General features: G+C 41.8%; 11 protein-coding genes. 3 read left to right on the forward strand and 8 right to left on the reverse strand.

From position 1 onward, the window contains the following. Window positions 1–8 precede the first annotated feature (8 nt). Genes JXA84_04660 through JXA84_04680 form a run of 5 tightly spaced genes read right to left on the reverse strand, consistent with a single transcriptional unit; the run spans window position 9 to window position 7,743 of the window. Window positions 9–2,393 (reverse strand): helix-hairpin-helix domain-containing protein, encoded by a 2,385-nt coding sequence (locus JXA84_04660; protein ID MBN1150496.1) that lies wholly within the window; start codon window positions 2,391–2,393, stop codon window positions 9–11. Next, window positions 2,390–3,247, reverse strand: a complete 858-nt coding sequence (locus JXA84_04665) for a hypothetical protein (protein ID MBN1150497.1) — start codon at window positions 3,245–3,247, stop codon at window positions 2,390–2,392. The genes JXA84_04660 and JXA84_04665 overlap by 4 nt, the downstream gene beginning before the upstream one ends. Before the next feature lie 3 nt (window positions 3,248–3,250). Then, window positions 3,251–6,208 (reverse strand): hypothetical protein, encoded by a 2,958-nt coding sequence (locus JXA84_04670; GenBank protein MBN1150498.1) that lies wholly within the window; start codon window positions 6,206–6,208, stop codon window positions 3,251–3,253. Between the two features lie 21 nt (window positions 6,209–6,229). Further along, a complete protein-coding gene (locus JXA84_04675) occupies window positions 6,230–6,820 on the reverse strand; it encodes an N-acetyltransferase (protein ID MBN1150499.1) in 591 nt (196 codons plus the stop codon). A gap of 2 nt (window positions 6,821–6,822) precedes the next feature. After that, the gene (locus JXA84_04680) at window positions 6,823–7,743 is read right to left on the reverse strand and encodes a GDP-mannose 4,6-dehydratase (GenBank protein ID MBN1150500.1); all 921 of its coding nucleotides are present in this window, start codon (window positions 7,741–7,743) and stop codon (window positions 6,823–6,825) included. A 116-nt stretch (window positions 7,744–7,859) separates the two neighbouring features. On the opposite strand from JXA84_04680, the gene JXA84_04685 reads away from it, so the two are divergent. Continuing rightward, entirely contained in the window at window positions 7,860–8,252 is a 393-nt protein-coding gene (locus tag JXA84_04685) for a DUF1232 domain-containing protein (GenBank protein MBN1150501.1), read from the forward strand. Further along, window positions 8,253–12,680 (forward strand): diguanylate cyclase, encoded by a 4,428-nt coding sequence (locus JXA84_04690; protein ID MBN1150502.1) that lies wholly within the window; start codon window positions 8,253–8,255, stop codon window positions 12,678–12,680. It abuts the gene before it with no gap. 112 nt (window positions 12,681–12,792) lie between these two features. Here the strand turns inward: JXA84_04690 and JXA84_04695 are convergent, their stop codons facing one another. Continuing rightward, on the reverse strand, window positions 12,793–13,302 hold the full coding sequence (locus JXA84_04695) for a DUF4190 domain-containing protein (protein MBN1150503.1): 510 nt from the start codon (window positions 13,300–13,302) through the stop codon (window positions 12,793–12,795). Window positions 13,303–13,427: 125 nt separating this feature from the next. Here JXA84_04695 and JXA84_04700 point away from each other — a divergent pair, with 125 nt between their 5' ends. After that, window positions 13,428–14,075, forward strand: coding sequence for a hypothetical protein (locus JXA84_04700; GenBank protein MBN1150504.1), 648 nt, complete (start codon window positions 13,428–13,430; stop codon window positions 14,073–14,075). A 112-nt stretch (window positions 14,076–14,187) separates the two neighbouring features. Here JXA84_04700 and asnS read toward each other — a convergent pair whose 3' ends face one another. After that, entirely contained in the window at window positions 14,188–15,474 is a 1,287-nt protein-coding gene (gene asnS / locus JXA84_04705; GenBank protein ID MBN1150505.1) for an asparagine--tRNA ligase, read from the reverse strand. A gap of 21 nt (window positions 15,475–15,495) precedes the next feature. Further along, window positions 15,496–16,119 (reverse strand): hypothetical protein (locus JXA84_04710; protein ID MBN1150506.1); only part of this gene is annotated, 624 nt, incomplete at its 5' end.

Consider the following 16,119-nt stretch of genomic DNA (forward strand, 5'->3'; position numbering starts at 1 on the left):
GTTTATTTCTAAAACCTGTAGTCCATCAGAATGTATAAATAAAAATTCGATGAAACATCATCAAAACCGGCTCCGTTGTATAGCTGCCCGTCTGCAAAGTGGAGCTCTTCCGAGCCGTAATAGGGGCTGTATGAAAGATCATGCCTGACTTTGAACCGCAGGAAAATATTGTCGTTCAGCCTCTGCCGCGCCGCAAAATAAGTTTTGATGCCGTGACCATAGAGAAAATCTATCCCCATGTCTTCGAATTCCCACATGCTCATCTCTTCGCCGTTCCAGATGTCCATACCTCCGAGAACAGAAAATCCATCGTAGAATTTATGCTCGTATCTTCCCGACAGATAATAACCGGATATAATTTCAGAATTTCCTTTTCCTTCACGCTGAGAAAGCATGACCTGGCTTCTCGCCAAAGAAAACGAGATGTAATCGCTGTTTTGGAGGAAAAATCTGAGTGTCAGTTCTGTCTCGTTGGTCACGGAAGAACTGTAGTATGAAGGTTTTTGCAGTTTTTTGTTCTGCCACTTCTGCCTCAGCCTAAAACTCATTGGATAGGAAAACCTGTATTCAACCGTAGCCTGTGATCTGAAATTGTCCAAACCTGTAGCAAGATTTTTCCAAATGTCGACATACGCTTTGGTGATTGTCAGGCTTCTCGTTATCTGATAGCGTGTCTCGATATAAAATCCCTGTTCAGCTTTCGGAACGGGGTCGTATTGTAGGTATGAATAAACCGGGTTTAAAAGCCTGTAGGGTTTTTCAAATTCGGTGTCCTCAAAACGCCTTTGCTCGGCAAATCCTCTTGAGAAAGGATTGTCGTAACCTATGTCGTAGTGCCTGAAGATGAAGTCCAAGTATATGAATTCTTTTTGAACTCTCGATGAAATCAAATAAGCTTTCTTGCCGTTTTTCTGACCTGCTAACTCGCCTGACATCTGAAAAATTCCCGAAAAAACTGTTCTTGCGGATACTGAATAAGCCTGTCTTTGTTGTCCGGTCGAAGAGAGAAGGAAGTTTCCGTCTTCCAAGTTGTCTCTGTCTCCCGGTATGTCAAGGAGAGAAGTGTCCGGCAGAAAATATTTGTCGTATTCCAAAGCATAAAAATACGCTTCAACACATGTTCCGGGCAAATACTTGTCGAGTCTGAAGGAGATTCCCGCCCCTGCAAGCTTTTCGGTCAAATTTTCGGAATACTTTTCGATCTCCCAGGGAAATGAAAACAGAGCGAGTGCGGTGTCATCGGATGACAAAATCGCGTCTCGCTTTGAATAACTGACAAAAAGCAGGGGATAGGCGATATCCATGAAGTTAAGTTCCGCCGCCGCTCCTCTGAATCCGTATTGGCTGTTTGGGGTCAGAGCCGGGTATAAACCCCTGATCCTCTGAGTTGTCCTCGCTCTGAATTCCGAGGAATTGTCCATGAAAAGGCCTTCTGAGAGTGTCAATCTATAATCGCCTGCTATAAATTTTTGAACGAATCCCCAGTGTTCGAACAACACGTATCCTTGAAAGGTATTTTTACCTGCTTCTTCCGTATTGTATGCGGCGCCGGCTCTGAACCTGTCAGAATACCCTCCTTTCGCTGAAATTGAGGCGTTGAAATCTTCTTTTATCGACGAGATGCTCTGAAAGTCCGATTCCAAGGACATTCTAAGTGAATCAATCATACCCGGGGTCCAGCCGCTCAAAGTCAAATCTTCGTATATTGAAGATTCGATATCTTCCAACGCGCCTATTCTTTGCTCAAGTTCATTTTTGTAGTAATTTAAATCGCCTTCTTCATTCCGGAGGTTTTCCAATTCGCTTTTGTATCTGACAATACCCCAGTATCTGTCTTCTATTGAATCGTCGGGTTCGAAAACATAGTATCTGATGTTTCTGTAGCCGTAGGAAGACAGATTTTCAGTGTTTCTTAAATGGCTCAAGTACCTGTAATCACCCCATTTCTGTCTGTGGCTGACAATGGCGGACGCGTCTATCAAAGAAACTCCGTAAAGAGAATTCAATTGCTGAACAGTCGCTTTGTTCAGGTCGAGAGGGAAAAGAAGCAAATTCTCCCAGTAGTCAATTGCCGAATTTCCGGGGTCGTCTTCAGAAGCGAGACGGTCCTTGAGCTGGTCTATTCTGAGGTTTCTCCAATCGGCAGGCGCGAGGGGTGTAATCGAAAATTCCTTTAAAATGTCTGAATAGCTTTGGGGGTCCATATCCTTGACGTATATCAGATCCGTAAACGTCCTGAAAGAGCCGTGTTCGATTCTGTATTCGATAATGTTTTCCGCAATCGAGCTGTCGAGCGGAAGAGAATATAGTTCCTGCAGTGAAACCGAATTCAAATCTTTGCGTTTGATTTCTTCGGTTCCGGATATCAGAAATAAAATTATTAGATATATCACAATGTATAACCCATGGACATAATATGAGTGAAAGGAAGTATTGAATGCTGAACGATTGAATAATCGACCTCGAAATGAGCGTATTTAACCGTCAAACCCGCTGAAAATCTCACGGGTTCTGTCTGAATCCCCGCTCTTAGCAAGAGGTATTCTGAAACCCCGTATTCCTGGCCGAATGAAACTCTGAGGGGATATCCCATTTCCTGCCTGAAATCCAACGTGGTGTTGATGTTTTCTGCAGGGTGAAAAGCGACGCCAGCCCTAACCACGCGAGGGAGGTATTCTAGTGATTCTTTTCCGAGAGTCGGAGAATTCAAGTTTCTAACTGAGAACCCTATGTTCCATATCCCGTATAGAGTGCCGATTAATCCAGCGTCCAATCCAAGAGCGTAGGCGGAGCCGAACCTTTCCTGTTTGAGGGAATAAGCGTTTACAGAAGCTCCAGCGTAAAGGTATTCATTCATTATGACAGCGTGTGTCAGAGACAAATACAATTCTCTGTGAAGTTGGGCGTCGGACGACACCAAAAAGCTGTCGGCATTTCTGAACTCACCTTTCAGAGAAAGCCATCTGGCGTTGAGGGCGGTCGCTCCGAGAGGGTTTTCGAAAACGATAGAAGCGCCCGCTGAATTGATGAGTCCAAAAGGTTTTTTATAAAAAACCTTCATTTGTGTAGCCCGAAAAAAAGCTATCCCGGCTGGATTATAGACAGCTTCGAGGGGATCTGCAGGACAAGCCGTGACAGCTTCAGCCATGCCTTCGGCTCTGGGAGAAGTTTCGACGTCTTCAAAAACCGGCAGTATAAGAGACGGTATGAAGAGTCCAAAAAGGATTGAGTAAAAACATTTTTTCATATTTCACTCCAAAGGGGTTCCGACCACAAAAGGCCGATTAATTGATGTTTCTGAGCCGTCCGGCTTTTTGAAGGTGTAGTTAATAAAATATATCCCTATTGACGCTGAATTCCCATAATCTGTCAAGCCGTCCCATAGAATCAACTGAGGCCCGCTTGAAGTATTTTCGAGCAATGTTCTGACAAGCCTGCCTTCCATGTCAAATATGCGAAGCGCTATTCTTCCGCCCGTCGGAGAATTCAGGAAAATATTCAGAATCTCTCCCAAAGAGAAAGATATTGGATTTGGGTAAACGGTCATTTCCTGTTCTTCCGACACGGGACCAAAGTCGGCAATTTGAATATCCGGGATAATTCTCGGCAAAAGCTGGTAGCCTGAGGCGGGTGGATTGTCGTATGTGTATTGACCGATTATTCCGCAGACATTGATTATTTGGCTTGTCTGGAGACCTGAAAGGTCTATTCCGGCGTCATCGTTGACTCTGACACTGATCAAAGTGCGACCGTTTCTTACAGTGAAATCTTTTCCGGATCCGCTCTGCTGAGGGAGCGTGACCACAACAGCATTTGAAACTCGGGCTAGTCTTCCTTCGACGGTTTCGTAAAGTCCCTGATTCGATACCAGGTCCAAAGTGTCCGGAAGCGGTCTTTGAAAACCGATTTTCAGAACAGAATCGGGAGAAGAATAGACGATTTCTGTAACCCCGTTGTATTCCGTCACTACTCCCCTGACGACGACTTCAGTTCCGATTACAAATGAAACATTTCCTTCGTCTTCGGAAGAAAACACGTTGACACCTCCCGAAGCGTCCTCAATCCAAAAAGAAGTTTTGGTCGTTGATCCGTTGAAGACGCTTGAAGGTCCTGTAACAACACCCGCCACGACTACAAACTCGCCCTGGTGCGCTGAGCTGTAACCTCCTGAATCAGGCGACTGCGCGTCGGATATAGTCATGACAGACCAGACTTCCGGAGAGTCGTATATTTCCTGGAGATAGAAAGGATCATCAAGGGCTGTTTTTGTCTTCAGCGTGAATTTTCCGAAAGAGCCTGGGGCTGTCACGTTTTTAAAGACAATCCCGCAGATGCTGTCCGGAGGAAGGGAGAGGCCGCTGACGAAAACAACGAATTTTCTTGTCACTCCGTCTCCAGCTATGGAGTCGACGAAACCGGATTGTCCAACTTCGACATCTCCGACAGTTCCGCTCCAATGCCAAGCCGTGTCTGATAATTCAAAAGAAGCGAAATTAAGAGTGTCCATCTCGGCTTTTAATACTATGGTAATATCTCCGGTGGAAGATACCGGAACCGAGGAAAGGAAAGGTTCGGCGAAACCGCTTCCGTTACCGCCTTTTCTGATGTCGAAAAGGCCCCTCGGCATCAGTTGATAACCTGATGTGTATGGGGATGAAGGGGAATACTGGGATACGACTCCGGTTATGGAAAAACCGTCTTCCGGGACAGGTTTGCCGGCAATGTCGGATGCTTCTATTCGTAACTCGAAAGTTCCGGTTGGGTCTTGAATCGTCATATTCTGTCCGGTTTGGGGAAACACGGGAGACGTCCTCAGCAAATTATCTATTTTAACTAGCCGGCCTTCGAAATTTTCAACTCCACCGGTTCCCTCAAGAGAAAGCGTTGAGCAGGTGACAGTCAAAGGTTTTGGTTGTTGCGAGGGGTGAGGGCCAGAAACAATCGACGCAGGTGACAGTTCAGTCAGGCCGTTCCATTGGGTCACAGTCCCCTGAAAACTGGCGCTGTCTCCTATGGACAATCCTGACCCCGGGTTGTAAACGCATACTCCGGCGGTGTTGTCCTCAAGAAAATATTGTCCTCCCAATTCTCCCGCCACGGTCATAATTCCGGTGATGTTCACTGTCTCGCCGAGAAGAAGGGGAATTCCCTGGGAGTTGTTCTGCCGCAGAAGAGATATCGGTATCGTTCCGTCAGACCTGCTTACTAAAATTTCTGGAAAATCAGAAATAGGGGATAGGGCAGTGTCTGATTGAGAACCTGTGAAAACTTGAAGAGTTTCGACTCCTGAAACCCGAGGCGTTACGTCTGCGAGATTCAGAGTGCCGTTGAAAATCTGGTTTACGCAAGCGTTTTCTATGGAGAGTGTGTCTCCAGCAATGGTTAAAACCGCGTTCAGAAAGCCTGCGCCGGAAAAGGTGTGCGATCCCGTAAAGTCAAAAGTTTCTGGAATAATGATTCTGACACTGTTTATCTGCCCGAAATCAGTCGAAAAACGGATTGATAGATTTTCCGGCACGCCCTCCAGGAGCTGGTTTGGATATAGAGTCACTTTTCCGATTCCGGAGAATGACCTGTAAATGTCAAAATCTCCCCTGGGCTCAAGTTTGAAATCGTCGTAAGAATAGTTTAGAATTCCTACGATTGCCGCGAGCGTATCGTTGAGAGACGGCATAGTGTAACTTGCTTCATCGTTAACCCTACAAGGGCCTGATCCGTCGTCAATTTCCCACTCTCCATAACCGAGGGTCGTGTCGGTGACGACAGGATTCATCACGCCGACAAGTACACCTTCGTACATTTCAGCGGTGTCTGGATTCGAAGTCGCCAAAGCGCTCGTATTGACTATTGTAGGAGCCGGCAGGTCGCACCCTGAAGCGAGAACGGTCAGAGACGACACGTACCCTATTTCAGTTTTACCCCAGTACTCGGTCACTGTTCCAGTCACCCTGATCGAATCTCCAGTGTTTACAGTGTAATAAGTGGAATAAATTAGAATTCCGCTGTAAGGACCCAATGAATCCTGAATGTATATCGGGTCGTTTGTGAATGTTCCGTTCTGGACTGTGACTATTCCTGAAGTCGTCACCACAGAACCGATATACTGTCCGGTCGAATCCGATTGAATCTCCCTGATTCTGACGTCGGCAGATAAAGTAAAAACCCGCAGAACAAGGAAAATTAAAAAAAGACGGCGCATGTATGCCATTAAAAGCCTCCTTTGAGATTTTTACTTTATTTCGCTGACATTGTAGCCAGATTTATCGAATTTTCTGCCGCACTTCACGCATATGCAGGACTCATGCTTGTCTTTGTCAGTTGAAAATGTCAGGTTTGTTCCGCATTCACATATCCATCCCTTGATGCTTGCCGGAACACCCATGACAAGAGCATAGTCGGGCACGTCTTTGGTCACGACAGCTCCTGCTGCCACCATTGCCCACTTACCGACTGTGTTGCCGCAGACTATTGTCGAGTTCGCTCCCAAAGTCGCCCCTTTTTTTACCTTGGTCGAGACCCATTTACCGCCTTTTGGGTAAGGGGCTCTCGGGTTGATGTCGTTTGTGAAAACCATCGAAGGTCCGGCGAAAACTCCGTCTTCGAGCGTTACCATGGCGTAGACGGAGACGTTGTTCTGAAGCTTCACCCCGTCGCCTAGAACGGCTTTGTCATCTACATAGCAGTTTTGGCTTATGGAACAATCTTTTCCTATAACTGCTCCGGATCTGATATGGCTGAAATGCCAGATTTTAGTCCCCTCGCCGATTTGTGCCCCTTCATCGACAACAGCTGTCTCGTGCGCGTAGTATTTTTTTTCCAACTCTAATCTCCTTTTGAGAGAAAATATTCAACCGTTTTCTTTAAGCCTTCTTCTAAAGAGGTGGTTGGTTCCCAGCCGAGGTCTTTTTTCGCCTTCGCGAAGCTGGCGACGCTTTTTTTAAGCTCTCCTGGTCTGGTGTCCATCAGAACAGGTTCAGGAATTTCTTTAAAAAATTTCCTCATCTCTCCAAACAATTCGGAGACAGAGGTCGCCACACCGGTTGAAATATTGTAGGTTTCATGGGAACCTGCAATAAGGGCTTTCGAAACGGCTTTGACGACGTCTCCTACGAAGACATAATCCCTCTGAAGTTTTCCATGCCCGTAGAGGATCGATTGTTTTTTCGATATCATCTGATTGGCGAAAATAGCTACCACTCCGGCTTCCCCGTGAGGATCCTGCCTTGGTCCATAGACGTTTGTGAAACGGAGGACAGTGAAGTCTATACCGAAATTGTGGGAGTATGACCTCAGGTAATGCTCTCCGGCGAGTTTCGAGACTCCGTATGGCGAGACGGGTACAGGAGGATTGTTTTCATCCGCTGGCGATTCTGTGTCGCCGTACATCACTCCTGCGGAAGAGACGAAGATAATTTTTTTCACCTCGGATTTAACAGCGGAATCGAGAAGGTTTAAAAGCCCTTGTATGTTTACTTTCATGTCAAACGCAGGGTCGGCGACGGATTTTCTGACGTCGATTTGAGCGGCGAAATGAATGACGGTGTCGAATTTATTTTTGCCGAAAATCTGATCGAAATCGCAATCGATTATGTCAGCTGTTATCAGTTTCGCTTTTTTTGTCAGGTTTTCGATTTTACCTGATGAAAGGTTGTCAACCACTAAAATTTCGTGCCCTGATTTTACCAATTCATCGCAAGTGTTGGACCCTATAAAGCCGGCTCCGCCGGTCACCAAAATTTTCATGTTTTCTCCTTCTGTGTTTGAAAACTTCAAAATAAATTATCCTTTTCGTTCTGTCAAGTTTATATCCTTGACAATGTTTTTCGTAAGATAGAAAATCAATTAAAAACGGGGGGTATATGGAAAATTCCAAATTTCAAGTCACCGAAGATTTTCTCAAAGAAAACTCTCAAAAAATCAAAGAAGAAGATCTGGAACTAATCGTTGAGAAAGCCGACGACATAGAGGATAAGGTTAAAAAAAGCGGACCACTTTCGAGGTTTTACGAGGATATCAAACTTTCTCTTTCAATGATAAAGGACTACACCAGGGGCAAATACAAAGCAATTCCTTTCTGGGCTCTTTCTTCCGTTGCTTTCACGGTTCTTTATATACTGAACCCAGTCGACATTTTCGCCGATCCTGTCCCTTTTCTCGGGCTTATCGACGATGTGACGCTTATTGGCATCTGTCTTTACATGGTTGAAAAAGATCTGAAAAAATACAGAATCTGGAAATCAAAATCTGAATAGATGAAGCTGATAAATCGCCGTTACAGGGTAGAAGGAGAAATCGGACAGGGGTCTTACGGCGTAATATACAAAGTCTCGGATCTTCAGGACGAAAAAAATCCTTCCAAAACACTGAAAATCTACAACACAGACAAATTGGTCAACCAGGATCTCGACGCTTTTAAAAACGAGTATTTCTACACCAAAAGCATTGATCTGCCCTGCGCAGTAAAAGCCCACACATTTGAAAAGATATACAACATTGACGGTTTTTCTTTTTACGGCAACTACTATTTTTACACAATGAACTATATCAGAGGAAAGAACATTTCGTCGTTAAAGCTTTCGACAAAAAAAGAACGTTCTCTTTTGGCAGAAAGGCTTTTGTTCACCCTTAAGTGGCTTGAATCAAATGGTTTCGGTCACAGCGATTTACACCGGGAAAATATTTTGGTCGATGAGAATTCCCAGATAATCCTTTTGGATTTCATTCAACCAAAAATAATTCAACTCGAAGAAGACGATTTAAAAGCTTTCATAAAAGAAATCACCGGACATGATTTAGCAAAGGCATTAATAGACCATCAAAAACTGAAGTTTAGAAATATTTGCCCCAAAGCTTTTTTTGACTTTGTCAGAAAATATTACAGGATGAACATAGGGACTATTGGACATGTCAAAAGTCATTTTGACAGAGCTTTGACCCTTTCAGAAAAGGCAAAGATCTTCAGAATAAACGCAGTTAATTACAAAGATAATTATTACGATATACTCAATGGTTATTTTAAATCATACTCTGAAATCAACGAATATTTTTACATAGAGCTCGATTTATCAAAAGATCCGCTCACTTATTTCAACGATTTTAGAAATCAGATGATGAAATCGCTCGATTTAAGGGGTATTAAGTCTTCAGAAATCACAAAAGACGAGACGATTATAGACAAAGACTCAAAAGCCCTCGACCATATAATTTCATCTATTGAGAAACTGTCCTTATACGGCAAAGTCGCTGTCAGTTTCAAGGGTAATAACCGAAAAAACGAACTGACAGAGACAATCGAGGCTGTCGAAGAAAGATTCAAGGGTGAAGGTCTCTTGATTCTTACTCCGATATTGTCAGATTCTGGCAAATCAAGCGGATTCTATAATATTTGCGAACCTCCGGACAGCGACAAGTTTGAAAATTTTCTCAAGGAAAAAATAAAGAATATCTTCTACGCTTTAGATGTTGACGACATAATAGACTACATGCGCAAAAATGGAAATTATGATATTTGCAGAATTCTTGAAAACGTTTTGAGATCCAACAGGTCTTTGAAAAGCAGTTCAAGAACTCTGAATCTTATAAATAAAAACGCTTTAAACCGTATTTTTGAAGACAAATACCGCCGGATCAAAGATAGCACCGATTACGAATATTTTTTCAGCTATTTTGAATTGCTTAAAAGGCCTGTCGATATATCTTTGTTGAAATTGTTTTTGGGCGACGGGCCTGGAAAATCTCTGGATGAAATCATATATGACCTTCTCGGCTTAAACCTTTTGGCCTTTCAGCCAGGCGGAGCATTGGACTACTACGACCGGACCACCGAAGTGAAAGTCCGTTCATACTTTAAAAAAGAAGATTTCAAAAATAAGGCTTCTTACGACGTGATAAAGTATTTAGAGAAAAAAAACCTCAGGATTGACGAGGAAAAACTTCTTCTGAATTTATACTTTTCGACAAGTCAATTTTTTGAGTATTCACGTTTTCTGTTTTCCCATTTCATCGAACCATTCAGAAATTTAAACAGCATAGAGAAAATCGCCGAAGATTTTATTTATAAAATCGAATCCAAAAATCTCTTGAAATCAGTAAACCTTCCCCAGGGTCTGCCGAGAGAAACCATAAAATATATCTACATAAAATTGAAGAACAAGTTCGACCTATCTCGTAAGATCGAGAATCTTTTAGATTTTGTAGAAAAGGACCAACCCTGTGCATTTATCAAATACAACGTTCTGTTCGACGTATTCAGCCAATACCTGAACTCGGGGGACATGGAGAATTCAAAATCAATTTATGACGTTATTTCTGTCGAAAAGGAAAATTTGGGCAAGTATCAGAACCTGGCATTTTTGATATATCGTGCAAAGTTCTACACTCTGTTTTCCGAGTTTGAAAAATCAATATCAGACCTGAGGGATTTTTTCCGTAATGTTCACAAGGAAAAGGATGACAAGACAAAGTATTTAACTTTGAAAGCTCTTGAAATATTGGCTGACCTCTACCATAAACAGGGAAAAATGCAAAAATTCGCGAATACTATTAGAATTTTCCTTGAAAAGGCAAAAGTTGTATCGGACGAAAACGGGGATTTAAGCTACTTTTTCTCTGCAAATACAGATTATGCTTATTACCATTTCAATTACGGCAAGAGGTCTGAAGCAAAGAAATATTTCCAAAAAGCCCTTGAACTCGCACAAACATACAAAGACTACAACGACCTGATTCTCGCTTCAAACAACCTCGCAGCAATCGAAAACGACACTAAAATCACCCTCGAATACCTGAGAGACGCGTTGAAGTATTCAAATATGATAGGGGAGAACGTATACATATACCTTGTTATTTCAAACATACTGTCTCTCAACATAGATCCTGTTAAAAAATACGGATTCATCAGGGATAATATGAGCATAATTCTGAACTGCAACACGGACCATGAGATTTCTGTTAAATTCTGCCTTGATCTTTACTACTCTATCATTTGCATCTTGTTGTCACTTGACAAAAAAGAAGAATTGAGTTTTTTCTTTGAGAAATTGGAAAAAATCGAAATCGAAAAACAAAGAATGCCTGACGCTTTTCTGTTGAAGAAAATCGTTCAGACCTTCTATCAGATTAGTTTAAATGGCTATAAAAAAGATTACTTTAATATTTATTATAAATTATTGGATGAATTTAACGATATATACAACTATTCTATAATTGTTTATATGTATATCAACAGCCTTTTCTACCACCTGGACGACAGTCAAATTGTTTTTATTTCAAAAAAAATTATCAGTTTGTTTAAAGATATTTTTGCCGGTGACGAGATAAACAGCGTCAGAATGTTCGTAAAACTTAAAACGTCGAAATTTAAAAAAGAGTCCCTGAAAAGGTACATTGAGAGGTATGTCTCCGGTCTTTCGAATTTGAATTATCTCTCATACAGGATAATTTTCATTTTATCCCAAGCGCTGAAGGGGATGGGTGATGACGAATACAAAAATCTGCTCTCCTATTCCGCAGAAGAGCTTGTGAAAACCAGGGACAGTTTCAAAAACAAGAGGTTGTTTAAAAAAACCATGTGTTTTCGTATTTTATGTTATTTTAAAAATGATTTTCCATCGGAGTACAACCGTTTAATTGAAAAGAAGGAAAAATTTCAATTCACAAAAAATTCTTTCCTCGATTTGAACAGACAATTGCAGTTAAACTATTTTTCAGAAAATCAAGTGTTGATAAAGAATGTCATATCGGCTGTTTTGCGTTCTTTGAATTACGATAGAGGAGCTTTTTTTACATCTCTTCAGAACAAAATCCCGCAAATTGTCGTCTACAGAAAAAAATATTACTATTCAGAGGACGATCCCTATTTTATCGATAAAATCCCTCTTGAAAAGTCAACGGAAGTTTTCACCGGACTTAACGAAGACAAATATTCCTCAATCAAATCTTTCATCTCTATTCCTGTAGTAAACGAGTTGTATTACAAGAGGTTCATGCACCGGATCAACAGGGAAAAATCTAGAAGATCTTCTCTCACCAAAAGTCTTTTATACGAAAACAACATAATCGACGGTTTGATTTACCTTGACAAAAAAAATGGCTTATCGGACAGTTTCAACCCCGAATATCTCAATTTATTGTCATTTACGTTGTCACAGTACTGGAATTACAACAGGGCTGAAAAGCTTTATATGAGAGACGGGCTGACGAATTTATATTTGAGAAACGTTTTTTTGAATAAGTTAAGGGAGATGATCCACAGAGAAGAAGAAAGAGTGCATAAATTGTCTTTGATAATGGTGGATATTGACGATTTCAAAAATGTAAACGATCTGTTTGGGCACTCAAGGGGCGATTATGTGCTGAAAAAACTCTCTGAAATAATGGTAAAAAAAATCAGATCATCAGATTTGGTTGGAAGATACGGAGGTGAAGAGTTTTTGATTGCTCTTCCGAACACAAACATCCATTCTGCTGTTGTCGTAGCTCAAAAGATCAGAGAAGTTATAGAAAAATCCCAAATAATAGGCGACGCTATGAAACTCACTATCAGCTGCGGGGTCGCAGAATATCCAAAAGATTCTCAATGGCTTGAAGAACTTATAGAAAAGACGGATAAATATTTGATAAAAGCTAAAAATCTAGGTAAAAACCGTGTTGTATCGTCAATAGACGAAAATTCAACTTAGCAATCAAAACGGGAAAATACTGATCCAAAATATTTTTGCATCGTAAAAACGTAGTTTAAGTAAAAATTATATTTTAAATTAAACGCCGATAATAAACATTATGTTAAATTGACTAATTTGCGTTACCGTTTGTCAACATAGTCGCGCAAAGTGTAAAAAACATAGAACCGTATATTGTCCCGTAAAAGCAAAGTACGAATGACCAGAGTGCGAAAAAGATCGATCCGATTATAATACCAGCAAGGGCGAATTCATCACCTTTTTGGTTTTGGTTGTTTTCTTTCAGTTGTTTTCTGGCTATTATACCTGTTATTATTGCCGGAATAGCCGAAAGCAAATGAAAATAAATTGAAGCCACGGAAAGAGCGAATGAGACGATGGCGAGGTCGTTGTATTTTACTTTTTTCACGTCAGTTGAACCACTGGTTGCCGTTTTTTTTTCTTCCAAGGGCGGATTTTCTTCAATTTTCGGAGCAGGAAACATTTTTTCATAGCATTCTTTGCAATAGACCTTTTTATCGACTTCTTCCCTGCACATATGGCAAATATTTTTTCCGCAAACGCTGCACTTGTCGCAAGCGATTATATCGGGATGAAAGAAGCAATTCGTAGGAGTATCCATGCAGAAAATTTACCATAAAACAAAAAAAAACAAAACATTTTCTGAATTGAAATATAGCCGCAATTAAGTTTTCTTGACATATAAAATTTTGTAAATTAAATTGGTGGAAATACTCAGGAGGTAAAATGGACAAAAAAATCAATTTTCAAAACGCCATGGATAAAATCAAAAATGGTTGGTCATGGTTTCAAAAAGACATAATGAACTATGGACTCACAGTACTCGTTGGCGCTCTCGTCTCGTTTCTGACGTTAGGTGTTTTAACGGGACCGATAATGCTGGGGTTATTGAGTGCCGCGAGAAAACAAGAAAAAGGGGAAAAAGTCGAAGTCGGACTCGCGTTTTCTCAGATGTCAAAATTCATGCCTTCTTTTGTCTTCACTGTAATAGTAGGCGCGGTTTATGCAGTTATATTGGTGGTATACTGGCTTCTCATAATTCTTTTGACCGCTATAAAATTGGGTATCTGCGTCTGTTTGATACATCCTGCTTTTATAACTATTTTCATAATCGCCTCGGTCATAGGACAGGTGTTTTTGATACTTGGTTATCTCCAAATACTCTGGGAAGACAAAAGTTTCTCCGGGGCTTTTAAAACTTCCATGGGATTCATAAGGAGTAATTTTCCAAAATCAATCGAGATTCTGATCGCCCTTTTCATATGCGGTCTTTTCGGTATAGTCCCGATCGTGGGAAGCATCGCGGCTCTTGGAATGGTAGCTTTTGTTGCCAACCAATACTACGACGAACTCAAAGCCGCTCAGGCTTTTTAACGGGATAATGTCTGATAAGCCAAGGGAGTAGCCATAACTCCCCTGGCTTTCTGAAAGTCAAAAAAAAATGATGAGCAAAAAAATCTTATGGCAAATACCGGGTTAAAAGACTTTAAGGTCTGATTCTGTCCATCATCCTCGGAAAGGCAACCGACTCTCTGACATGCTGTATCCCGCATATCCAAGCCACTGTTCTTTCAAGACCGAGTCCAAATCCCCCATGAGGCACAGATCCGTATCTTCTGAGGTCTAAATACCATTCGAAATCTTCCCTGGGAAGATCGTGTTCTTTTATCTTTTCTTCCAAAACCTCTATCCTCTCTTCCCTGACTCCGCCTCCAACTATCTCTCCGTAACCCTCTGGCGCGATGAGATCCACACCCATAGCGAGTCGCGGATTTTCAGGATCCGCTTTCATGTAAAAAGCTTTTATGTGCGAAGGAAATCTGTGAATGCAAACAGGGGATTGGGAAATTTTAGAAATCTCGGTCTCTTCAGGCGCGCCGTAATCTGCCCCCCACTCTATTGAAAATCCTCTGTCTTTCAAAATTTTGACGCTTTCATCGTATGAAATCCTCTTGAAAGGGGCTTTGACAGCCTCAAGAGGTGCCGTGTCTCTTTCGAGAAGGGCAAAATCGAGTCTGTTTTTATCCAAAACTCTTTGGAGAATGTGCAATATAAGGTTTTGAGATGAGTCCATTATGGATTCAATATCCGCGAAAATCCATTCGGGTTCAACTTGCCAGAATTCTGTGAGATGCCTTCTGGTTTTGGATTTTTCAGCCCTGAACACAGGGCCGAAACAGTAGACTTTTTCAAGAGCAAGAGCGTTCGCTTCATTGTAAAGCTGTCCACTCTGGGACAAATACACTTGCGTGTCGAAATAATCCACTTTGAAAAGAGTAGTCGTTCCTTCGCAAGCCGATGGTGTGAAAATAGGCGTATCGACACAGTAAAAACCTTCTTTTTGGAAAAAATCTCTTATGGCTTCTATTATCGAGGATCTTACCCTCATAATCGCAGATTGTCTGGGTGAACGAAGCCAGAGATGTCTCAGGGACAAAAGAAAATCCGGTCCGCTGGGTTTTCTCGGTATGGGATATTCTCCGAAAGGTTCTGATATGGTTTCAATTTCCCTGAGAACTATCTCGTAGCCGAATTTTGCTTTTTCTTGCGCGACGACTTTTCCTTTGGCTTTTATAGCGCTCTCCACTGGAAGGTGTCCGCATTTATCGAAGACTTCATCTGTGACTTCATCCTTGATGACTGTTATCTGGCAGACCCCTGAGCCGTCTCTCGCCTGCAGGAAATGGATTTGACCGGAGCTTCTCTTACCGGTCAGCCAGCAAAAAACTTCAACATCTTTTCCTTCATAAGCGGAAATTTCCGAAAACCGCATATTGACCTCCAAATATTGTGATCAGGGCGAAAAAAGAGGAACAGTGATTTCACCTCTCGGAATATTATACACAAATAGTTTTTGCTGTTCAACCATTTCGTAAAATTTGTATATTCCGTTGATTTTCTCTATGAATATTTTTTTCAAAACCGATTCTTCGACATTCGAGACACCCAAAACTTTGAAATCAAGCGCTATTTTTGCCATGTGGTAGGATTTGTGGTATCCGAATTTGTACCCTTGCTTTAAATGTTCCAGGACATCCACCGGGCTGTCAAACGCAGAAAGCAGGTCATAAAAGCCTCTGTCCCCTATCCCTTCGCTGCAATGAGCTAAAAAACAAAGTATTCCTCCTTTTTTCAGAGCGCAGGAAGCGTGTATTATCGCTTTTTGAGTCTGGTAAAGGGTCCTCGAATACGGTTCGCCGACCTCCACGAGGATTGCGTCTGCGAGGCGGTCGATAGGGACAGCGAATATCGAAGATGAAAGTTCTACGGCGTCCAAAAAGGATTGTCTTATGTCTCCAGTGAATACGTCGATTATACCTTTTTCAGTTCCGACTATTTGAATGGAAAACACTTGAATATCAAGTAAATCTATTGTTCCATCCATCTCCTTGTGAACAGGGTTGCCTTCAAGCTTCAG

The organism is candidate division WOR-3 bacterium (assembly GCA_016926475.1).
Lineage (GTDB): Bacteria > SDB-A > SDB-A > SDB-A > SDB-A > JAFGIG01.

What these genes read in the sequence shown, in the direction of transcription:
- JXA84_04665 (MBN1150497.1), bottom strand. Translation starts at nt 3,247, where the DNA reads ATGAAAAAATGTTTTTACTCAATCCTTTTTGGACTCTTCATACCGTCT.
- JXA84_04670 (MBN1150498.1), bottom strand. Translation starts at nt 6,208, where the DNA reads ATGGCATACATGCGCCGTCTTTTTTTAATTTTCCTTGTTCTGCGGGTT.
- JXA84_04680 (MBN1150500.1), bottom strand. Translation starts at nt 7,743, where the DNA reads ATGAAAATTTTGGTGACCGGCGGAGCCGGCTTTATAGGGTCCAACACT.
- JXA84_04685 (MBN1150501.1), top strand. Translation starts at nt 7,860, where the DNA reads ATGGAAAATTCCAAATTTCAAGTCACCGAAGATTTTCTCAAAGAAAAC.
- JXA84_04690 (MBN1150502.1), top strand. Translation starts at nt 8,253, where the DNA reads ATGAAGCTGATAAATCGCCGTTACAGGGTAGAAGGAGAAATCGGACAG.
- JXA84_04695 (MBN1150503.1), bottom strand. Translation starts at nt 13,302, where the DNA reads ATGGATACTCCTACGAATTGCTTCTTTCATCCCGATATAATCGCTTGC.
- JXA84_04700 (MBN1150504.1), top strand. Translation starts at nt 13,428, where the DNA reads ATGGACAAAAAAATCAATTTTCAAAACGCCATGGATAAAATCAAAAAT.
- asnS (MBN1150505.1), bottom strand. Translation starts at nt 15,474, where the DNA reads ATGCGGTTTTCGGAAATTTCCGCTTATGAAGGAAAAGATGTTGAAGTT.